General features: G+C 64.6%; 20 protein-coding genes. 2 read left to right on the forward strand and 18 right to left on the reverse strand.

Going from position 1 to position 21,261, the window contains the following annotated elements:
* Positions 1–94: 94 nt before the first annotated feature.
* The 15 genes from FOC84_RS18665 to FOC84_RS18735 all read right to left on the reverse strand — a co-directional run bounded on the left by FOC84_RS18665 (position 95) and on the right by FOC84_RS18735 (position 15,246).
* Positions 95–1,036: a GAF domain-containing DNA-binding protein gene (locus FOC84_RS18665; protein WP_254241704.1), complete on the reverse strand. Its 942-nt coding sequence runs from the start codon at positions 1,034–1,036 to the stop codon at positions 95–97.
* A 215-nt stretch (positions 1,037–1,251) separates the two neighbouring features.
* Entirely contained in the window at positions 1,252–2,010 is a 759-nt protein-coding gene (locus tag FOC84_RS18670; RefSeq protein WP_173145730.1) for an SDR family oxidoreductase, read from the reverse strand.
* A 48-nt stretch (positions 2,011–2,058) separates the two neighbouring features.
* Positions 2,059–3,030 carry a Bug family tripartite tricarboxylate transporter substrate binding protein gene (locus tag FOC84_RS18675; protein WP_173145731.1) on the reverse strand — a complete coding sequence of 324 codons (972 nt, stop codon included), beginning with the start codon at positions 3,028–3,030 and terminating at the stop codon, positions 2,059–2,061.
* A gap of 62 nt (positions 3,031–3,092) precedes the next feature.
* The gene (locus FOC84_RS18680) at positions 3,093–4,763 is read right to left on the reverse strand and encodes a thiamine pyrophosphate-binding protein (RefSeq protein ID WP_173145732.1); all 1,671 of its coding nucleotides are present in this window, start codon (positions 4,761–4,763) and stop codon (positions 3,093–3,095) included.
* 33 nt (positions 4,764–4,796) lie between these two features.
* Complete coding sequence (locus tag FOC84_RS18685; protein WP_173145733.1) at positions 4,797–5,675, reverse strand: SMP-30/gluconolactonase/LRE family protein; 879 nt, start codon at positions 5,673–5,675, stop codon at positions 4,797–4,799.
* Positions 5,672–6,646, reverse strand: a complete 975-nt coding sequence (locus FOC84_RS18690) for a Bug family tripartite tricarboxylate transporter substrate binding protein (RefSeq protein WP_254241705.1) — start codon at positions 6,644–6,646, stop codon at positions 5,672–5,674. Before FOC84_RS18690 ends, FOC84_RS18685 begins: the two co-directional genes overlap by 4 nt.
* Positions 6,647–6,706: 60 nt before the next feature.
* On the reverse strand, positions 6,707–7,423 hold the full coding sequence (locus tag FOC84_RS18695) for a GntR family transcriptional regulator (protein ID WP_173145734.1): 717 nt from the start codon (positions 7,421–7,423) through the stop codon (positions 6,707–6,709).
* 14 nt (positions 7,424–7,437) lie between these two features.
* Positions 7,438–8,451 (reverse strand): TauD/TfdA family dioxygenase, encoded by a 1,014-nt coding sequence (locus tag FOC84_RS18700; RefSeq protein WP_173145735.1) that lies wholly within the window; start codon positions 8,449–8,451, stop codon positions 7,438–7,440.
* Between the two features lie 114 nt (positions 8,452–8,565).
* A complete protein-coding gene (locus tag FOC84_RS18705) occupies positions 8,566–9,384 on the reverse strand; it encodes a substrate-binding domain-containing protein (protein WP_173145736.1) in 819 nt (272 codons plus the stop codon).
* A 31-nt stretch (positions 9,385–9,415) separates the two neighbouring features.
* A complete protein-coding gene (locus FOC84_RS18710) occupies positions 9,416–10,390 on the reverse strand; it encodes a Bug family tripartite tricarboxylate transporter substrate binding protein (RefSeq protein ID WP_173145737.1) in 975 nt (324 codons plus the stop codon).
* Between the two features lie 29 nt (positions 10,391–10,419).
* Positions 10,420–11,382: a Bug family tripartite tricarboxylate transporter substrate binding protein gene (locus FOC84_RS18715; protein WP_173145738.1), complete on the reverse strand. Its 963-nt coding sequence runs from the start codon at positions 11,380–11,382 to the stop codon at positions 10,420–10,422.
* A 69-nt stretch (positions 11,383–11,451) separates the two neighbouring features.
* Positions 11,452–12,423, reverse strand: coding sequence for a hypothetical protein (locus FOC84_RS18720; RefSeq protein ID WP_173145739.1), 972 nt, complete (start codon positions 12,421–12,423; stop codon positions 11,452–11,454).
* A 43-nt stretch (positions 12,424–12,466) separates the two neighbouring features.
* Positions 12,467–13,450 (reverse strand): fumarylacetoacetate hydrolase family protein, encoded by a 984-nt coding sequence (locus FOC84_RS18725; protein ID WP_173145740.1) that lies wholly within the window; start codon positions 13,448–13,450, stop codon positions 12,467–12,469.
* Between the two features lie 101 nt (positions 13,451–13,551).
* Positions 13,552–14,295, reverse strand: a complete 744-nt coding sequence (locus FOC84_RS18730) for a helix-turn-helix domain-containing protein (RefSeq protein WP_173145741.1) — start codon at positions 14,293–14,295, stop codon at positions 13,552–13,554.
* A 33-nt stretch (positions 14,296–14,328) separates the two neighbouring features.
* The gene (locus FOC84_RS18735; RefSeq protein WP_173145742.1) at positions 14,329–15,246 is read right to left on the reverse strand and encodes a LysR family transcriptional regulator; all 918 of its coding nucleotides are present in this window, start codon (positions 15,244–15,246) and stop codon (positions 14,329–14,331) included.
* Positions 15,247–15,441: 195 nt separating this feature from the next.
* On the opposite strand from FOC84_RS18735, the gene FOC84_RS18740 reads away from it, so the two are divergent.
* Positions 15,442–16,404, forward strand: coding sequence for a VOC family protein (locus FOC84_RS18740; protein ID WP_173145743.1), 963 nt, complete (start codon positions 15,442–15,444; stop codon positions 16,402–16,404).
* 37 nt (positions 16,405–16,441) lie between these two features.
* A complete protein-coding gene (locus tag FOC84_RS18745; RefSeq protein ID WP_173145744.1) occupies positions 16,442–17,203 on the forward strand; it encodes an alpha/beta fold hydrolase in 762 nt (253 codons plus the stop codon).
* A gap of 76 nt (positions 17,204–17,279) precedes the next feature.
* Here FOC84_RS18745 and FOC84_RS18750 read toward each other — a convergent pair whose 3' ends face one another.
* The 3 genes from FOC84_RS18750 to FOC84_RS18760 form a co-directional block, all read right to left on the reverse strand.
* Positions 17,280–19,361, reverse strand: coding sequence for a PIG-L family deacetylase (locus FOC84_RS18750; protein WP_173145745.1), 2,082 nt, complete (start codon positions 19,359–19,361; stop codon positions 17,280–17,282).
* A 124-nt stretch (positions 19,362–19,485) separates the two neighbouring features.
* Positions 19,486–20,223, reverse strand: coding sequence for a hypothetical protein (locus FOC84_RS18755; RefSeq protein ID WP_173145746.1), 738 nt, complete (start codon positions 20,221–20,223; stop codon positions 19,486–19,488).
* 73 nt (positions 20,224–20,296) lie between these two features.
* A complete protein-coding gene (locus FOC84_RS18760) occupies positions 20,297–21,175 on the reverse strand; it encodes a LysR substrate-binding domain-containing protein (protein ID WP_173145747.1) in 879 nt (292 codons plus the stop codon).
* Between the last annotated feature and the right edge of the window lie 86 nt (positions 21,176–21,261).

Below are 21,261 nucleotides of genomic sequence, written 5' to 3' on the forward strand. Positions count from 1 at the left end.
CGATGATCCCAAAAACTCGATGCGCGGCCACTTCCGCCAGGACGAAACAACATGCCGGCGTGACGAACTGCATATTGCGGGGGGGCGGCCGGCCTTAGATTCCCATGCGTTCGCGCAGCGGCTTGCGGTAGGAGCGGGACACCGGCCAGGTCTCGTCCACGGCCCGCATCCTGATCAACCACTTGTCCACGCTTCTGCGATCCACGTCCATGACATGCAACGCGTTCGCAATGGCGGTGCGGTGCACCCGGAAGAAGGTCTGTTCCGGCAACAAGGTCGACCATATGCCGAGCGCGCGCGAGTCCAGCACCATCGACCCGTCCTCCAGCCAGATTTCGCTGTAGTTGCCCGCTGAACGCACGCCCACGATGGCTTCGGGCTGCACGCCGCGGACCACGCCGCGCATGCTGAGATAGATCACCGACGTGACGCTGTCGTAGCGCGGCGCGCGGCCGCGGTCGCGGCCGTTGCCGTACTTGGCCTGACCGATGAGATTCGCGCATTGGTACAGGGCGCCGACCTCGGCGGCGGACCAGCTGCGGTGCCGCAGGGTAGTGTCGAAGCCGATGATGCCGTAGAGCTTCTTGTCATGGAAAACCGGCACGCTCAGCACGCTCTTGTTGCCCTGGCGTTGGAATTCGACCTGGATGGCGCGCGCGGTGCGGGGCAGGTCGTTGACGTCATGGATGGCCACCGCCTGGCCTTTGACCATGAACTTGTGCAGCCAGGCGATCAGCGTGGTCGGCACGTCCTGGAGTTCGGCCACGAAGGGCTCGGTCCGACCCCGGCACCACTCATGGGTATTGCGCAGGCGCAGCATGTCCGGGCGGTACTCGATCATCCAGGACCGGTCGACGTCGGAGGTTTCGCCCATGTAGGCCAGCTGTTCGGAGATCGCGTCGTCGGCCGGGAGCTTGAGCAGGCTCATCGCGCAGTGGTAGAGCCAGTCTGATGAGGGGGCCGGTTCAAGCAGGGTGGCGGTGTGCGTCTGGTACTGGCCTGCATCCTTCACTTGCGGTTCCCCCGGCAGCTTCATTGCGCTTCAGGCGCGCTGGCTGGGCCGCGCGGCTTGCCGGAATTTTCTCTCCGGTAACGAGGGATGACAATATCGCGAGGATATAAACCCCGTTACCCCGATACGAATCACGGCAATAACCATGAGATACCCGTGGGATTGCTGCAACACCCAAGGGTTACTACTGACCGATATGCCGATAAGCCGCGGCCTTACGCGCGGCTGTCTGGCGGCGCCTAGCGGGCGCCCGATACGCCCAGGTTCGTCCCGGACACGTAGCTGGCTGCCGGCGAGAGCAGCCACATGACCGAGGCGGCGGCTTCGATGGCGGTGCCGGGCCGCTTCATGGGCAATTGAGGCCCGATCTGCGCCAGCCGTTCCCGCGTATGGATGTCGGTATCGATGACGCCTGGCGAGACGGTATTGACACGGATTCCCTCGTCGGCCACCTCCTGGGCGAGGCCGAAGGTCAAGGCTTCGAGGGCGCGCTTGCTTGCGGCGTAGTGCACGTTGCGTCCCGCCGCGCCCAGCCTGGCCGCTGCCGAAGACATGTTGATGATGCTTCCGCCGTTGCCGCCGTGGCGTGTCGACATCCGGCGAACGGCCTCGCCGCAGCAAAGAAAACTGCCCACCACGTTCAGCGCGAAGATGGCTTGCAAGTCTGGCGCCGAGATCGCATCGACCCGCCCGATGTATCCACTTGTGCCCGCGTTATTGACCAGCGCGGTCAAGGCGCCCAAATCCAGGTCGGTCTTGCGGAACATGTCGGAGATCTGCGCGGCGTCGGCGATGTCCGCCTGAACGGTCAAGGCCTTGCGGCCATGGCTGCGCACCTTTTCGGCAACTGCCTGAGCCTGCTGCTCATTGTTGCGATAATTGATGCAGACGTCGTAACCCTCGCGCGCTGCCAGCTCGCAGATCGCGGCGCCGATCCCGCGGCTGCCGCCAGTGACCAGGATGACGCCGCGATGGGCCGTGTTGGGAGTTTCTCTCATTGCGTGTCCTTTTCCCCGCATCGGGGCATGGAGTTGAATCCCGGTTTTTCAGCGGACCTGCGCGAGATCCGGATTGTCCTTCGCCAGTTGCTTCCATGAACGCACGTCGCTGGCGACAAGTTCAGCCAGTTGCTCGGGCGTGCTGGACTGTATGGTCAAACCATCGTTCGCCAGCCGCGCCAGCGAAGGATCGTCCAAAGCCGCCTTGGTGGCTTTGGACAGGCGGTCGATTACGGCGGCCGGCGTTCCTTTCGGCACGAACACGCCGTTCCAGGTCACGAGTTCCAGCGCGGGGACGCCGGACTCGGCGAACGTCCTGACTTCAGGCAGCGCCGCGATCCGCTCTTTCGACAGCACCGCTATGGGTTTCAACGCGCCATTCCGGATGAAGGGCAGCAGCACGGGCGGCTGCCCCATGACCAGATTGGTGCGTCCGCCTATCGTGTCCGTCACCGCGGGCGCTCCCCCCTTGTAAGGCACGTGCAGCAGTTCGATGCCGGCCTGGGCGCCCAGTACGTTGACATACAGCTGCAACTGCGCCGAGGCGATGCTGATGCCCTTGGGCTTGGCCCGGGCGGCCTCGATCAGTTCTTCGGGAGAGGAGAATTTCTGGTCGGGGTTGCCCGCGATCATCTGTGGCGAGGTCAGGATCAGGCTGACAGGCGCCAGGGCCGCGGTCGGATCGATGGCGGGGAACGGCCCGAATGTCACGGTCTGGGTCATCTGCCCAGTGCTGTACAACAGGGTATAGCCATCGGGATCGGCATCGGCGACCAGCCTGTTGCCGATATTGGTTGACGCGCCAGGCTTGTTCTCGACCACGACGGACTGTTTCAATTCGCGCCCCAGCAGCTCGGCATACTGGCGCGCGACCAGGTCGGTCGTGCCGCCGACCGCATACGGGACGATCATGCGGATGGGCCGGGATGGATACTCCGTTGCCGCGCTGGCGGTCACGGCGGGGTAGACGGCCAAGAGTACCGACATGGCGGCGCTCAATGCACGCAACGTATTTCCCATGTTTGCTCTCCTTCGGTAGGCACGCGATGGTGCGGCGGAAAATCCAGGCGGCGGCTACCGGTTCAGGGCGTCCAGGGTAAGGGCGCCAGGGCTTGCGGATCGGTGACGACGTCTATGACGACAGGTAGTTCGCTCGCGCTTGCCTGCTCGAACGCGGCCGCGAACTCGGCCGGCTGGGTCACTCGTATGCCGACGCATCCCATGGCCTGCGCGATGGCGGCGAAATTCATCGGCCGGTAGTGGTAGATTTCCTCGCGCTTGCCGTCCGATCCTTCGTACGCGCCGAGAATCGAACGCGTACCCTGGGCCAGGCAATGGTTGTTGTTGACCACCGTGATGGTCTTCAGCCCCCAGCGCAGTGCGGTCTCCAGTTCCGGCAGGTGATACATGAATCCGCCATCGCCGGTAAAGCAGACGACCGTCGCCTCGGGAGCGGCGAACTTCGCGCCCAGCGAGGCTGGAAAGCCCCATCCCAAGGAACCCGCCGCCCGCAGGTACCGTTGCCCTTCGTGACGCAGTTGCACGTAGGTGCCGGTCCATTGCGACGAATATCCCGTGTCCGAAACCAGGATCGCGTCCGGCGGCAGGACCGCGCTCAGTTCGGCGCACAGCCGTTCCGGACGGATGGGGACGGAATCGCTGGCACAGGCCACGGCGGCCGCGTCATTCCACTGCCGCACAAATCCCTGGACGCGATCCAGCCAGGCAGACCGGCGGGCCGGCCGGCAGGCCTGGGCCAGCTGTTCGAGAATGCTGCGGGCGTCTCCCGGCAAGCCCAGCGAGCCGGGGTAGTTCCGGCCCAATTGGGCGGGATCGGCATCTATCTGTATGACCGGCACATCCTGCCGTGGCAACGTCCAGTTGTGGCTGACATGGTCGCCGATGACGCTGCCGGCAAAGATCACCAGATCGGCGGCGTTCACGATCTGGTTGGCGCAGGCGCGCGAATAGGTGCCGGCAACACCGCCGTTCAAAGGGTGCGTTTCGGGCAAGACGGCTTTGGCATCCAGCGACGTCACCACGGGAATCGAGACTTGTTCGGCGAACAGTCGCAAGGCCTGCTGCGCGCCCGATGTGCAGATCCCCTGGTCAGCCACGATGACCGGCCGCTCGGCTTGCGCGACCCGCCGTGCCGCCGCTTCGATGAGCCGACTTTCGGCCGGGGGGCGAAAGCCCGGCAGTGCCGAAAAAGGCTGCACGGCCTGCGGGTAGCCGTCAAGCGTCGCGGCGGCGATGGCGTCTCCGGTATGGCCGGCGACATCGATGTGCACGGGGCCTGGGCGGCCCGTGACGGCTTCGCGGAATGCCTGTTGCAATACGTGCGGCAGTTGTTCGATATCATCCACGCGCATGCTGTTCTTGGCCGTGGACCGAAACATCGGCTCATGCGGCAGTTCCTGGTAGGCATTGCGGTATTGCATGGCCGCGGGCTGCCGGCCGGTCAGGGCAATGATCGGGGTCTGGGCCAGACAGGCGTCCTGCAGGCCCGATGCAAGGTTGGCGGCGCCCACGGACTGGGCCATGCAGACGGCAGGCTTGCCCTTCACGCGCGCATAGCCGTCCGCCATATAGGCTGCGGCGATTTCCGAGTGCGCCAGGATGCGGCGGATGCCTAATTTCTCCATTTCGACCAGGGCGCGCCGTAGTATGGCGTCCATGAAGAACACGTGCTCCACGCCGTGCGCTTGAAGTATTTCCGCAATGATGCGACCGCCTGTGAGGGGAGTAGACATACGCTTCCTTGTGTAGTGAGTTTCCGGTGATGCTCAAGAAGCTTCGGCGAAAGGCGTGTCGCACATCCCCGAGACTCCTGTGTTCACGGCAAAAAGCGCGCCAGCCAGCGGCTGCTCGCGTAGCGCTTGCTCAGTCAGCCCCTGCGTAGCGGTGGTGATGAAGAGCGTTTCGCACCGATCGCCGCCAAAGGCGCATGAGGTGACGCCGGTGACAGGCAGCTGGATGATCCGGTCCAGACGCCCCTGCGGCGTGTAGCGAACCACCTGGCCCGCGTGGATGTGAGCGCTCCACAGGCATCCTTCGGTGTCGACGGTTGCGCCATCGGGGCGGCCGGCATGGCTGGACATGTCGAGAAATGTGCGGGGGTTGTACGGCACGCCGTCGTCCGTGTCGAAGTCGAAGACCTGGATGGATTTCGCTGGCGTATCGGCGAAATACATCTTTTTGCCGTCGGGACTCCAGGCCAGGGAGTTCGGGATGGTGATGCCGGAAAGATGGCCGATGGACTTGCCGTTGCCCAGCACGGAATACAGCGTGCCGGTGGGAATCCGGTCGCCATCGTTCATGCTGCCTACCCAGAATCTTCCTTGCCTGTCGCACTTGCCGTCGTTCAGGCGATTGTTTGGCAGGCCCGGTTCGAGGTCGAACCAGGCTTGCAGTCCTCCGGTTTCCAGATCGAGGAAATGCAGGCCGGACTTGAGCGCGAGCATCAGTCTGCCCTTGCTGGTTTCACAAAAGCTGCCTATCGAGGCGGGCAGGGGAAAGGTCCGCACTGCTGCGCTGCCGGGAGTGTAGGCATGGAGCGCAGGCTTGTGGACATCGATCCAGAACAACGACTTGCGCGAAGGCGACCACAGCGGGACTTCTCCCAGCCGGTTTGCGCTTTCCACAACGACATGGACTACGCTCATTTTTTTCCCTCGAGATGCGCGGCAACGTCTCTCCACATGGCCTGTTCGGTCTGGAGGTATTGGGAAAAGTCCTGCGTGTCCAGGAACGCGGCCTGCGCATCCGCGGCGCTCAGCGATGCCTGCACATCCGGCCTGGATACGATTTCCCGGACGCTGTCAGATAGCCGCCGGATGATTTCCGCGGGCGTGCCGGCGGGGGCATGCAAGCCAAACCACGAGGTCACGATGGCCTTGGGATAGCCTTGCTCGGCCATAGTCGGAATCGCCGGCGTATTGGGGCTGCGTTTTTCGCCGAACGTCGCCAGGCCTTTCAGTTTTCCTGATTGGATCAGCGCGGTCACATTGGCGGAGGCCAGCACTGCCATGGATACGCGGCCGCTTACCAGGTCCGGGATGATGGGAGGAGCGCCCTTGTACTGGATCGGTTCGACGTTCAGGCCCGCCTGGCCCAGGAACAGTTCGGCCGCCATGCGTTGCGTCGATCCGGTCCCGGGGCTTCCATACTGCAAGGGAGGATTGGACTGGCTGCGGGCAAATGCCACATAGCCCGCGAGATTCTGATAGGGAGCGGTGGCGGGGACTACCAGCAGATTGTCCGTGAGCGCGAAGCGTGCCACCGGCGCCAGGCTGGCAGGCTCCCAGCGTCTGCCGGTCTCTACATATTGGTTGATCGCGAACCATGGGCTGGTTACCAACAGAGTGTAGCCATCGGGCTTGGCTCGGGCTACCCATTCCGCCGCAATGTTCGAGTTTGCGCCGGGCTTGGATTCCGCGATGAACGGTTGGCCCAGCGTCCGGGCCAGTTCGTTCAGCACGACTCTGGTGACCACATCGGCGGCGCCGCCAGCAGGATAGGCGATGACGACGGTTACGGGCCGTTCCGGCCATGCCTGAGCGGCGTGGCCCGATCCTGGCAATGCATACGATGCCGCCAGGATCAAACCGGCGAACATCCGTTTGATACTCACCATCACCTGTCTCCTCGATCTTGCCCGCTGCGCTTCTGTCGAGCGCATCGCGAGCAGTGCGTGCTACTTCATGCCGGATTCCGGTTCGTCATTGGTTGGCTGGCGGTGCGCGGACGCGTCCTGTTTCTCTTCCAGCAGGCGCAGCGCAAAATTCTTCGAGGCGGCCATGATGTGCTGGGCCGCGACTTCCGCCGCCTGCGGATCTCGGCTGAGCAAGGCCCGACCCAGATCGTGCCAGTAGCGGTTGGCGTCCTGGCGGCTCGCATACGAGGAAATGCCCATGTAGCAGTAGTGCCAGAGCATCTTCTGGCGCAGATTGTCGATAAAGGCGCGGGTGTAGCGGTTCTGGATCAGCGCATACATCTGCGAACTGATGGCGTTGGTCATTTCCTTGTATTCGCGCTCATCGCAGCCGGCGTCGGTTTGCTTGATCAGTTCATCGATGTCGGCCTCGATCTTCTTCAGCAAGCCCGGTTCGCCGTTCGAGGCAGCGTGCCTGACGCACAGCCCAAACATGTCGGCCCGAGCTTCGAACAGGTCCCTGATCTCTTCAAGAGTGGGTTCGACGATGCGCACGCCGCGCCAAGGCAGGATCTCGATCAGGCCATCGCGTTCCAAGACGCGGAAGGCTTCCCGTAGAGGCGCGCGGCTGGTCCCCATCTTGAGCGCCAACTCTTGCTCTTTGAGCCGCTGACCGGGCAGGTAGACGCCTTTCAGGATGTCTTCGGTCAGCCTGGTGACGATCTGGTCGGGAAGGGAAAGAAACTGTACTTGGCCCACGTTTGATACTCCGTTCATGCCGAGGCGCGCTGTTGCCGGCGCGCATACGATGGCCCGAATTCCCGCGTCGTCCCGAACACTTCGGGCAGCGGACGACTGTTTTCCAAGGTCAACCAAAGTCGGTAAAGGTGCCGGCGCAGTTCCGGCTCGTCGTGATCCACATACTTCGTGCGCGAATGCAGGATCGAGTAGTTGTTGCCGATCTGGATGTCGCCGGGCTGCATGCTGAACGACAACTGCAAGGCAGGATCGGCGCAAAGCCGATCGAAGATGTCCAGGGCTTCGGTCTGCTGCGGCGTCAGGCGCGGAATATCCGGGAAGCGCTGCGCGGTCACGATATAGCGCCGCTTGTAGAGCACGTTCAGATATCCCAAGTGTTCCGTGAAGATGGGAACGACCTGGACCTTGTTTTCGTTCAGGTTCTGGGCACGGGAGTCGAAGTAGAAGGGCTGCTGCAGCACCGCCGCAAGGTCGGGGCGCTCTTTCAGGATGGCATTGAACAGCGCGGCCGCGCTGACTAGTTTGCTGATCCCGCCTTCCTTGGCCGTGCGCAGGCAAAGCAGCATGAAGACGTCGCCGCCGTCATTGTGGAACTTTAGTTCGTCGTCGGTTTCGTATCCGCGCGCGGTATCGCTGTTGGCAATGGTCTTGCCGGTGTTCGTCACGCTGTGCAGCAGGCTGCCCGAGCGGTCTTGCGGTTCGGGCGTACCCAGATACTGAGCCAGTCCCCAGATCACGCGCTTGCATGATTCCGCACCGAGGCTGCCCGGGTCCAGGCCGCGCAGTACGGTGAAGCCGCGCCCGCCTTCGAGTTCCTGTTGGATGCGCTGGAAGCGCTCTGCCAGCGCCGTCAGCGGGAAGTCGTCCCGGGTGATCTCGAACAACGGAATGTTCCGGCTCTCGCAACGGCGCGCGGCGTCGGCGACCTCCTGAATCTCCGTGTCCGTGAGCTGCTGGCACCAACTTGCCTGAGCGCCGAGCTCTTCACTGCGCCAAACGCCGGGTCCTTCGAGTTTCGTCAGAAGCATTTCGGGTCTCCTATCCGCTACACGGTTTGTTCTTTTGTGAGATTGTCGACAATCAAACAATTGAACGATATAGGTGAAAACCCGCGTCGTCGACGCACGTCCTGCGCGCAGCGTTTATCTGTTGGGTCCGATGGGCTCCAGCCCATTCCTGGCGAGCACCTGGCCCACCTCGGGGGAGGCGGCAAGAAGCTCCAGCAATGCCCGCGCGCCTCGAGGGTTTCTGGCGCCTGTCGAGATTCCGGCCGAGAAGACCGTGTAGCGCTGAATCGATTCAGGCAGCTTGCCGACCAAGACGATGCCGGGAACGGCCAGCAGTTCGCTGACTTGCTGTATGCCGATTTCGGCCTCTCCCCGCGCCACGACGGCGCCGACCTTTTCGCCGGAGATCTTGCGGCTCTTGGGCAGCACCTGATCCTCGATGCCCATTTTCTTGAGCATCTCGGTTTCATAGTAGGTGCCGCTAAGGCTGGAAGAATACGCAATGGAGTCCGCCCGCTGCAGCATCGCCGCGGTCTGTGCCTGGGTGGCGATCTCCGGTATCGGGCTGCCGCTGCGAACGGCGACGCCCAAAGCGGATTTCATTATGTCCACCTGGCTGTCGGGCACGATCAATCCCTGCGCGGCTAGCTTTTCCAGCGTGTCCTTCGAGGTCAGCACCAGGTCGGCATGCTCGCCGCGTTCCAGGCGGCGCGGCACCGAAGTGGGCACGGAGTACAAAGCGGAGCCGAAGCTGGCGATGACCTCCAGGCCCAGCGCTTTCCGGTAGTAGGGATCGAGTTGGCCGTTGACCGCGGAAAAGGCGCCGGAGGCCAGCATGCTGACCGAGCCGTTGCGCGGCGCTTCGGCAGGCTGCTCGGCCGCGCGCGACGAGGCGGCAGAGAAGGCCAGGGGCCAGCAAAGGGCCATCCAGAATGCGACAGCGTTCTTGTTCACGGGGTCTCCTTGCGCCTGATCGCCGCGTGGCCTATTGCAGGCTGATGTTTGTTTTCTTGATGATGTCCTCGTAGCTCCGCCTTTCGGTCTCCACCAGTTTGGCGAGACTCTCGGGCGAGCCGGGAGTAGGGCGATGGCCGGAGGACTCCAGCTGCTTGCGCACGGCGTCATCTTCGAGCGTGGCCGTGAACGCCGCGTTCAGCTTCCGGACGAGGGGGGCGGGCGTGTTCGGCGGTGCGAAGATGCCGAACCAGTTGTTCGCGGAAAAGTCCGGCCAGCCGCTTTCGGCGATCGTGGGAACGTCAGGAAACGACGGCTCCCTGCTGCTGCCGGTGACGGCGAGTATCTTGATTTTCCCACTCTGAATCTGGGGCAGCACCACGGGTATGGAATCGAATAGGACGTCGATGTTGCCGGCGATCAGGTCGGTCATGGCGGGAGCCGTTCCCTTGTAGGGGATGTGGCGCAGCTGCGCGCCCGTGCCGACGACGAACGACATTGCGACAAGATGGGTATTGGACGCGATGCCGGCGGACCCGACGGTCAGCCCGTCGGGGCGAGATTTCGAGAGTTCGACCAGCCGGGCGACGGAATCCGCGTCCAGGGTTTTACGCACCATCAAGGCGTAGCTGATGCGCGCCAAGGGACTGACTGGCGTGAATTTGCCGGGGTCATAGGCGAGCTTGGGCTGAAGAATGGGATTGATGATCATGCTGCCGGGGCTGCCCAGCATGATGGTGTAGCCGTCGGCGTCGGCCCGCGCCAGGGTCCTGGCCGCCAGGCTTCCTCCCGCGCCCGCCTGATTCTCGACGATGATCTGTTGCCCGAGTTTGCCCGAGACCTGCTGCGCGACCATCCGCGCCAGCGTGTCGCTCGCGCCTCCGGGCGCGAAGCCCACTATCAGTTTGATCGGCTTGTCCGGATAGCCGGCCGCCCGCGCCGTGCCGGCCGCTGCCAAGACCCCGAATGCCAGCGCGGCCGCAATCTTTATCCCTGTTTTCCTCATGATCCTGTTTCCTGTCGTGTTTCGGTGGCTCATTCCATGCGGATGCCGGCGGCGTTGATGACTTGCGTCCAGAGCCTGCGCTGATCCGCGGCATGGCGCCTGAAATCGTCTCCCTTCATGGGCGTGGGAATCGCGCCCATGGCAAGGAGCTTGTCGCGTACCGCGGGAACCGCCAGGGCGCGCTCCAGCGCTTGTTCCAGGCGCCGCGCGGATTCATCGGGCATGCCGGCCGGGGCCACCAGGCCTTGCCAGGAATCCGCCACGAAACCCGCCGCGCCGGCTTCCTGCAAGGTCGGCAGCCCGGGCAGCTCCGGCAGCCGTTGACGGGTGGCCGCGCCCAAAGGTTTGACATTGCCGGCGCGTATCTGGGCCAGTCCTCCGGGCAGTCCTATCATCAGCAGGTCCACCTGGTTGCCGACGACATCCTGCATGGCTGGCGCGACTCCCCGGTAGGGCACGTGCGTCAGGCGTGCGCCGGTTTTCTGTTGCAGCATCTCCATGGCGAGATGCTGGGGCGAGCCGGTGCCCGCGGAGGCATAGGTGTACTTGCCCGGATGCTTGATGGCGTCCTGCAGCAGGGCTTGGAAGGAATCGACGGGCAGTTTCGACCTGGCAACCAGGATCATCGGCATGCTGACCATGCCGCCCAGGTAGGTGAAGCTGCGCTCGGGATCGTAGGGCAGCTTGGGATAGAGGCTGCTGTTGTATGCCAGCGTTCCGCCGTCTGCCGACATCACCGCGTGACCATCGGGCGGCAGGGAGAGCAGCGCCTGCGTGCCGATGAGAGTGCCCGCGCCGGCCTTGTTCTCCACGATGATGGTTTGTCCAAGCTGCTTGCGCATTTCGTCCGCGATGGTACGCGCGATGGTGTCGGTGCCGCCTCCGGCGGGGTAAGGCACGATCCAGCGGATCGGCGCCTGTTGGGCGCCGGCGGCCGCGGCGGCGGCGGCCAGCGCCGCACCGCCGAGCAGACGGTATAGGGTATGCAGCATGGTTGTCTCCATTCTCGTTATTGTGAGTCTCGCGCGGCGCAACCGGCAGGCGCAGTCCGCGCGCAGGCTTCACGGACCGGCGCCGCCCGCGCAGAGCATGCCGTAGCCGATGCCGTATTCCAGTGTTGGCGCATAGAGGCTGGCGTGGGGCATGCGTCCATCGGCGGCCTTGTAGGCTTCTCCAGCCGCGACCCAGGCCAGCAATTCCATGGCGCCTATGCCGGCGGTTTCGATCACGTTCCCGGCCTCCCAGGACCGGGTTCGTTCAAAGTCCAGATTCATCGCCATGTCCAGGAACTCCGCGTCGAACTCCGGATTCAGCTTGATGTCCGCGCGAGTGCGTCGGCCGTCCACCAGCATGGCGGCGCCTTCCTCGTGCATATCGCGCAGGCGGGAAAACCATTCTTCCCTGCTCATGCTGCCGCCGAGTTCCGCGTGCATTTGCCACGCCTGTACTTCGGGGGTGGCGGTGCCGCTCAGGGGGTAGTAGCGGGTCGGGTGATGCGAAAGGCCGCCTGAACCCAGATAGAGCGTCTTGAGGCCGCGCTGCGCCATGGCCAGGCCGATGGCCGTGCCCAGCTCGCGGATCCTGGCGAAGGTGGGCAGGGGCGGCGCGATGGCGTTCAGGAAAACCGGGATGACCGGACGCGTGTCCAGGCCGCCGAGCAGGCGGTGGATGGGCTGCGAGAACGCGTGGTCCACCGTCATGCCGTGCGAGGCTGCAGGATCGAAGCCGGCCCGCTGCAGCGATTCGATCAGCCGCAGCGCTTCCTGGACGGGTACGTCCAGGTTGCCGCCGAAGCCGCCCACGTCATGCTCCGCGCGGGCCTGCAACCCGATGCAGTAGGACGGCATCATGTCCAGGTGGAAGCCCGAGTAATGGTCCGAGCCGAAGACCACCACCACGTCAGGATCGTAGCGCTCGATCTCGGCGACGCACTGCTGGTAGAGCCGGGATATTTCGGGCTCTTCCCGTGGCGCCTTTGCGCGGATCATGATGATGGGCGAGTGCGATACGCATACAAGCATGCTTTGTGTCATGGAGGGCTGCTCCTGAAAGGCCGGGCGGAGATGGGCGGCATGGCTACGGTGTCCTTTCCACGTGATTGCTCAGCGTGCCCAGCCCGGATATGGCCACCGAAACGACGCCGCCCAACTCCGCCAGGTTGACGTTCTGCACCGCCATGCCACCGCCGGAGCGGCGCAGCGCCGTGCCCAGCGAGATGATGTCGCCGGGCATGAGCGTCATGTACGAGGACAGGAATTCGATGACCTCGGGCAGCTTGAAGAAAAGATTGGCGGTGTTGTCCTGGGTGATCAGACGGCCGTCGTGGCTGCAGGAAACGTCCAGCGCGTGGGGGTCCTCGATGTCGTCGGAGGTGACCAGCCAGGGGCCGACCGCCGAGAACGTGTCGCTGCATTTGTAGCGGCCCGGATAGCTGACATGCGTGTCGACGTATTCGATCTGCTCGGGATCTCCGGCGCTCGGGTGTATGGCGCGGTAGTGGAACGTGTCCTCGGCGCGCATGGTCGGCGAGGTGAAGTCGTTGTGTATCGTGTAGCCGAAGACATGGTTCATGGCCTCGGCGGCGGAGACATCCTTGGCGCGGGCGCCGATCACAACGGCCAGTTCCGGTTCCGGGTGCACGCGTCCGTAGACGGGCCGGATCCGCAGCGCCGTGTGGTTGCCGGTCATCGCGGTCCAGGGTTTTACGAACACCGCCGGGTGCTTGGGGCCGGACAGGATGCGTTCGCTGTTGGCGCTGTTGTTCAGAGCCAGGCAGCAGAGCTTGGACGGCCGGCGTACGGGCGGGTGCCAGGTGATTTCGCCGGGCGAGAACTTGAGGGTGGCGCGCTGTCCGGACCCGTAGAGACTGTGCAGGTCGCGCAAGGCGGGCCACCAGGACCCGAGTTCGGTTTCGAGCAGCGGCAGCAGATCGGCCCGGATATCGGCCAGTTGCGGCATGCCCTGGCTGGTCGCCGCCGCGGCGATGTCGACTACGTTGCCGTCCGCGTCCTCGAATCCGATCCTGTCGCGCCCTGCTGCCCAAAAGCTGGCGAGCTTCATCCTGTTGCTCCTGGAAATGATGAAGCCTCAAGATAAACAAGCCGCGCCGCCATGCGTAGTCCGGCGCAGGCGCTTTCCGCCAGGCGGAAAGCGCTGGGGCCTCAACCCAGCTGGATGGCCTCCGCCAGGTCATTGCAGACTTCCCGCAGCGGCAGCAGCTGGCTCTTGATGAAGGCTGGCGTCATGATGGAACCGAAGGAGGTCAGCGAGACGCAGGCCGCGAGCTCATCGGCGACCATCAGCGGCACGGCCAACGTGGCGGTTTCGCGGGGCCCCGCCGCAAGCCTCAGCCCGTACCCCTGGCGTCGAGTCCGGTCGATCGCGTCAGCCAGGAGCAGTCCGGATTCGGTGCCGCCTGCGTCCTTGAGCAGCACTTGCAGGGCGGCTGAGCGCTCGGCCTCGGAGCAGAAGGACAGGTAGGCCAGGCCAGCCGCGGTCCTGTCCAGGGGCAGCCGATGGCCGTAGGTGCTGGGCTGGGACGCCAGCGGGCTGTAGGGCATGGTGCTGAAACGCACGACCATGGCATCCACGTCCAGCGTCGAAATCGCCAGCGGCCATTTCAAGACCTTGGTGGCCCGGATCAGCATGGGCATGGCCATGTCGACCACGCGCTGCCGGTCGCCGCAGCCAGCGCTCAACTCCATGACTTTGGCCGTCAGGCAGTAGATGCCGACAACTCCAGTCCCGCGCACATAGCCTTCCTGGCGCAGCGTCTCCAGCATCCGATGCAAGGTTGCCTTGGGCTGGCCCGTGGCCGCGTGCAGATCCTGCAACGAGGCTTCCGGCTTTTCATTCAGGACCCGAAGCAACTGCAATACCCGGGATACGCTGCGTATGTTCTCCATATGTCTGACCTGGTTTTCCGATGGAGCCGGCCTTCAGGCGGCCCTGTCCGAAGCAAAGCTCTCAGCTATCAATGTGCGCAGCCAGCGGTTGGCCGGGTCATGGTGTACCCGTTCGTGCCAGTACATCACGACATCGAAGGGGTCGATGCCGAGCGGACAGGGCAGTACTTCAAGCCCGCACCTACCCTTGACGAATCGGGCCAGGGCCGAAGGCGCAACCAGCACGCAGTCGGTTTCGCTGGCGATCATGGCGCTCAGTAGAAAGCTGGGCGAAGTGAGTTTCACCGCACTGGCGGGCAGCATGCCCAGCAGCGCCTGTTCGGCGCGGCCGTGGATGTGGCCGAGCACGCCGGCCGAAACCACGATGTGCGAGGCTTCGAGAAACCTGGCCTGAGTCAGCGGACTCGAGAGGATCGGGTTTCCCGAACGGACCAGGCAGACATACTGCTCGGTGTAGAGCCGGCGACAGCGTATGGCATTTTCCAATGCCGGAAAGGCTCCCACGGCGACGTCGACGGCGCCGGATTTCAGTTCTTCCGGGAGGGATTTGATGGACAGGCGCTGGGCGTTGAAACGCAGGCCCGGCCAGGCTGTGCAGGTTCTCATGAGTTCCGGAATCAGCACCAGCTCTCCTACGTCGGACGCCGCGATGGAAAACTGCCGGTCGCTGGTTTCAGGATCGAACGGTACGGTCGGCAGCAGGCGTTCTGCGGCCAGTTCCACGATTTCAGTGACGGGCGCCACGCAGTCATGCGCCCGTGGCGTCGGCTCCACGCCCCTTGCCGTCGGAATAAACAGCGGGTCATCAAACGCGAGGCGCAGCTTGGCCAGCCCTCGGCTCATGGCTGCCTGGGATATTCCCAGTTCCTCGGACGCCTTGCGCAGGTTCTTCTGTTCGTAGAGAACCAGGAAGGCGTGCAGCAGCCGCAAGTCCAGATCGGGAAGGCGCATGAAGTCTCCTGGCTGTGCCTGATTCGATATCCGATCCATAGCGATTCGCGTAGCGGCATTGCTGCGCGCCGGGACCCATCCTCATACTGGAATCACCGCATCGACACTTGATTTCGGCTGATCGCCGATGGCAAACCTTATCAAAGAGGACGCCCAGGAGACAAGCGGAACGAACGATTCCATCGAGGAGGCTACATGAGAGACGAGCAGATTCTTGGCCTGCACCACATCACGCTGTGCACGAGAAGCGCGCAGGAAGACGTGGATTTTTTCGTCAAGGTTTTGGGGCAGCGCTTCATCAAGCGAACGCTTTTTTTCGACGGACGGATTCCGATCTATCACCTGTATTTTTCCGACGAGGCGGGAACGCCCGGCACGGTGATGACGACATTCCCGATGCTGCGCACCGGCCTGCTCGGCAGAAAGGGATCGGGCCAGTTCACGGCGATCGCCTATTCCATTCCCGCGGGGTCATTGGATTTCTGGCGTGAGCACCTGGGGCGAAGCAAGGTGCAAGTCGCGGGAGAGTCCGAGCGGTTCGGAGAGAAGTACATCCGTTTCGTCCATGCCGGCATCGATTTCGAACTCGTCGAGGATCCCACGGATTTGCGCCCGGTGTGGAAGTCGGAGTATGTGCCGCGGCAGTATGCCGTGCGCGGCTTCCACAACTGGACAGCAGCGGTCCGGGAGCTCGAGGGCATGGAGGATTTCCTCAAGGCGGCGTGGAAATTCCGCCTGACCCGCTCGGACGGAAAGTTCAAACGCTACGAGGCGGTCGACGGCGGGCCCGGGAAGCGGATCGACATCGCGCATGAGCCCGACATGCGCCAGGGAACCTGGACCCTGGGGCAGGGGATCGTGCATCACGGCGCCTTCGACGTCGCGGACTATGACGCTCAAGCCAGCGTCAAGTTCGACATCGAAGGCATGGGATACACCGACTTTTCCGACAGGAAGAACCGGGGCTATTTCGAATCCGTCTATGTGCGCACACCTGGTGGCGTGATGTTCGAAGCCACCAAGTCGCTGGGTTTCAAGATGGACGAAGACGAGGACAGCCTGGGTAGCGAGTTGATGATTGCGCCGGAGTTGGCGGCAAGATATTCGCGCGACGAAGTCCTGGCGCTGATGCAGCGGGACGATCCGATTCACATTTGATGCTGGCCGACGTGGTCATGGCAACCGAGACTCAACAATGAAATCCTATAAATTGATCGGGAACGGCTTGCAGAAGGTGCTGCTGTTTCCCGGTTTGCTCGGAACGCAGAATGCGTTCGACGAGGCCCTCCATTACGCCGATGTTGAACGCTACCAGTATGCAGTGGTGGACTACCGGGGGTACGGCGCGTCGAAGAACCTGGCGGGCCTGTTCACATTGTGCGAAGCTGTCATCGACGCTTGCAAGCTGGTGGAATTCCTTGGTTGGCAGAAGTTCTCGGTCGGAGGGCATTCGATGGGCGCGTTGACCGCGCAGATGGTGGCGATCGCCATGCCTCGACGGGTCGCGTCCATCATCTCCATTGCGGGCGTGAGCGCGAAGGGAACGAAGCCCGATGCTGAGCGGGCGGCGCTGTTGAAGGATGCGGCGCGCGACCCCAAAAGCCGCGAGAAACTTGTCGTTGCGGGAACGGCGGATCGATACACGGAGGGCTTCGCGCGCGCGATGGTCGCGGCGACTTTCGACCAGATAGCTCCGGACGCATTCGCGTCCTATGCCAAGGATGCCAGCCGTACCGATGTCAGTGACGATGCCAGGATCCTGGCCTTGCCCATGCTGGCGCTGGTCGGGCAATTCGATCCTGCTTGCGGTGAGCAGGTCGCCCGGGAAAAGATATCGGCCATTTACGCGGAGACTGTCATAGAGGTCGTTCAAGGCGCGGGGCACTATCCGCATGTCGAGGCGCCGGCGGCCACGGTCTCCGCCGTTGAGAGATTTCTTGCGGCGAGCGGTGGATAGTCCGCCCGCCGGCTCGCGAGCCGGCGAGGTTCGCCAGTGACCCCGGCGCCAGGAACTCGTCGCGCGTTCGCGCCGCCTACCGCAGCTGGGTCGGCGTGGCCGCCTGCGACGCCTGCGTCGGCATGCGGCCCACGCTGAGCGAGCCTGGATCTTCGACGGAGGGCCGCAATACCGCCGCCTGGTTGGCGTCGTTGGCGCCGAGCTTGGGCAGGTCGATGGGGCGCGCGGCCACGGTTTCGAAGGGACCGCCGCCGGCGGACGGCACGCCCTCGAGGGTCAAGCCGCGGGTCCAGTTGCCTTCGCGGCGCGACAGCACCTCGTAGCGCTGCGGGCCGCCGGTGGCGCGGGCGACGATGTAAAGCGTGCCGTTGACCAGGTTGAGCGCGGGCGGCGAGGCGGCCTGGGCGTCCAGCTTGGCCGGCCTGCCGTGCTCCACCAGCCAGAGCTGTCCGCCGGCGCGTTCCAGCAGCGCGACCATGACGTTGCCGCTGGCATCGGCGCCGATGGCCGGGCGGCCGATGTAGGGCACGCCCATGTCGGTCGGGGAGCCCCAGTCCATGTCGAGATCGGTGGTGTCGCCGGTCTCCATCAGCCGGGTCAGATGGTTGCTGCCGCGCTGGCGGAAATAGAGTTCGACGCGGTTCTGGTGATTGCGGATCGCCGCCAGGCCGCCGGCGGCCTGGGGCGCGGGCACGCGGCGCCAGTCCTGCCATTCGGGTCGCTGGCTCTTGGCGGCAGGCAGTTGGCGGGTGTAATAGAGTTCGCCGGCCGCGGTGATGGCGAAGATGACGTAGCGCCCGTCGCCGCCCAGCGCCGCGGCCGGGGAGCCGGTCACGCCTTCCAGCGGCGGCAGGTCCTGCCAGGTGCTCCAGCTGCCGTCGACGCCGGACGGCCTGATCCAGTGCAGCAGGCCGTCGTAGCCCAGCGCCACGGCGGCGGCTTCGCCGCGCGGCGCGACGGCCGGGATCTGGGTCACGCGCAGGCCGCCCAGGGCTTGCCAGCCTTGCCAGGTGCCGTCATGGCGCTGCTTGTTCGCCCACACGCCGCCCAACGGGTCGCGCGCCATCAGGCCGGCCGTGCCGTCGGCATGGGTGAACGAGACCAGCGGGCCGCTGGTGCGTCCGCCCAGGCTTTGCCAGCGGCGCTGGCTCGCGTCCCAGCGGTTGACGGCGCCATTGGTTTCGCCGGCGGCGAACACCACCATGCCGCCGCGCCCGTCCGGGTAGAGCTGCGGCGCGATGTCCTGGCGCGACACGTAATAGGCGCGCTGCACCCAGGCCGCGGCGGGGCCGGCCGGCTCCTTGCAGCCCGTGGGGCCGGCGCAGTAGTGGTAGTCGTTCCAGGCGTAGTGTTGGAAGATCAGCGACTTGCTGGCGATCTCGGCCTGGGTCAGGTTGGTGGCGCGTTCCTGGCTGGGGTAATCGACATAGCCCATCTCGGCGTAGTTGCCGGGCGCGCGCAGCATGGCTTCGCGCGCCAGCCGCGCGCTGGCGATATGGTCGGGATGTCCGTGGCCGGCGCAGCGCCAGCACAGCTGCGTATAGGGCACGGCGATGGTGTCGTCGAGGTGGCGCACCGTGGTCGGCGCGTACTGGCGGATCAGGTCGGCCAGGGTGTCGATCAACTGTTCGCGCGTATAGGACTCTGGATAGGGGCCCAGCGTATCGACGTTCTGGCCGGGCACGGATTCGGTGCGGCTCAGCGGCGTCAGGCTGCCCCAGCCATTGCCCAGCCAGGGATCTTTCAGGCGCATGTGCCACAGCTGCACGCGCGGATTGCCTTTCAGGGTGAAGCGCGCGATGCGCCGGCCGCCCGCGGTGCCAGCGTCCTCTTTCCATTCGTCCGGTTGATGCGCCATATAGGCGTAGGCGGAGCGCACGCCGCGCTCGCGGCTCAGCATGTAGCCTTCGCCTTCGCCGGCATCGCTGGCGGTCAGGTAGACCAGCCGCACGCAGCCGCCCGCCTGGATGTTGGAGGCGATGTCGGGGTTCATGAACAGCAGATCGTCGTCCAGGTGGGCGACGAAGGCCATATCCTTGATGCCGTGGCATTGCGCCAGCGTCGGCGGAGCGGCGAACGCGTGGGCGGAGAGCAGGGAGGCGACGGTACAGAATAGCGCCCGGCCAACGGGGCGCAGCAAGGCCAACAAGACGGACATAACAGGGCGCAGCAGAAAAGGCGCGGCGCGTAAGGGGTATTGAGGTGGGACCAGTATAGCGGCGCGGGATCGCGATAATTGGGGGCGGTACAGACCGCGCCTGTGGCGCGGTTGGCCCCGTGCGCTAGCGGCCTGGCGTGGTCGCGGCCTTCTCGCCCTGGTACGGGCTGAGATCCAGCCCCGCCCGCTGAAAGCGCTGCACGATTGCCGGCAGCTGTTTGCTCTGGCTTGCGCCGTCGACCGCCTGGATGGCCAGGCGGCATTTCCCGATGTCCTTCGGACAGCCGTGGCCGGGCGCCAGCAGACTGGCGTACACCGATATGTTGACGGCCAACTGGGACACCTGCACGGTGGCCGGCTTGCCCAGGTAGAAGTCGGCGAGGTCGCGCTTCAAGCGGGCGGCTTCCTTCTTGCCGGCCACGGCGCCGTCGCGGCAATCCATGAAGGTGGGGGAACCGTCGACCAACTCCATGCGGCTGCATGCCAAGGCCAAGCGTTGGGCGGGCAGGAGGCCCGCGGGCAACTGGGCCCGGACTGTCGGGGATCCGGAGGTGGCGAACGACACGATCTGTCCGTCCTTGCTCCTGCCGGCGTCGACCGGGCCCGCGATCAGCATGGTTACGTCCAGCGAGGCGGGAAAGCGCGCGGTCGGGCCGTTGGCATAGGCTTGGGACACGGTTTCGGCGGTCGCGATGGGCAGGCCGAGGCGCGCGCCGATGAGGCTGCTGCCACCCTGCATGTAGGTGTCGAGCTCGTCGCGCAGCACCGCTTCGAGCACCGCAGTCTCGGTGGCGGAAAGACTGTAGGCGGCGCTGGCCAGCGCGGGGACCAGCAGGCCCAGCATCGCGCAGAGTTTTTTCATGGATACGTTTCGGCGGTGTGGTTCGGCGCGCCAGGGTAACCGGTTTCGGAATTCTGCTTGCGCGTGGAAGATGTCAGCCGGCGTCCGCGCTGGCCAGCAGCCAGTCACGCAAGCGTTCGTGCGCGGCGTCGGCGCGGACCGCATCCCTACGCAGGCACAGGCTGAAGGCTGCACCGCTTTCCACGAAGTCCAGCGGGGCGGCCAGCCTGCCCCGGTGCAGCTCGGACTCCACCAGCACCGCGGGGGCGATGGCCACGCCCAGGCCAGCGGCGGCGGCTTCCAGCATGTGGCCCAGGTGGTCGAATTCGCGCCCCGCCTGCCGCGGGGCCAGCGCGATGCCCTGGCGCGCCGCCCAATCCTTCCAGGCGTCGGGCCGTGAACTGGTGTGCAGCAGCGGCATAGCCAGCACGTCGGCCGCGCCGCGGATACGCGCGGCCAGGGTCGGGGTGCAGACAGGTCCTATGGTTTCGGCGAAGAGCGGCGTGACGTCCCATTCCCGCGGCCAGGCGCGCCCGGCCAGGATCAGCGCGTCCACGCGCTGCGTGTTGAGCAAGGCGGCGTCGGCGGCGGTCTGCAGCCTGACGCGGATGTCCGGATGCAGCGCTTCGAAACGTTCGAGCCGCGGGATCAGCCAGTTGGAAAGAAAACTGGCTGGCGCACCCACCGCCAGTTCCGCCGGCTGCGTGCTGCGCTTGAGCGCATCGCAGCGGCGCTCAAGCAGGTCGAAGGCGTCATGGGCGGCGCGTTGCAGGTCCAGGCCCGCCGCGGTCAGATGGACGCGTCCGGCACGGCGCTCGAACAAGGCGCAGCCCAGCCACTCTTCGAGCTGCCGGATCTGCTGGCTGACCGCGCTGTGGGTCACGCAAAGTTCCTTGGCCGCCAGCGTGAAACTCGCCTGGCGAGCCGCGCTGTCGAAGAAGCGCAGAGCATTGAGGGAGGGCAGTCGTCTCATGATTGTTAGCTGAACTTACATTAATGATAAACAAATCATTGATTCAAATAAGTATTTTGTGAAGATAGCATAAGGAAAATTCTTTC

Origin of the sequence: Achromobacter pestifer, from assembly GCF_013267355.1 — a bacterium.
GTDB classification, from domain to species: Bacteria; Pseudomonadota; Gammaproteobacteria; order Burkholderiales; family Burkholderiaceae_B; genus Achromobacter; species Achromobacter pestifer_A.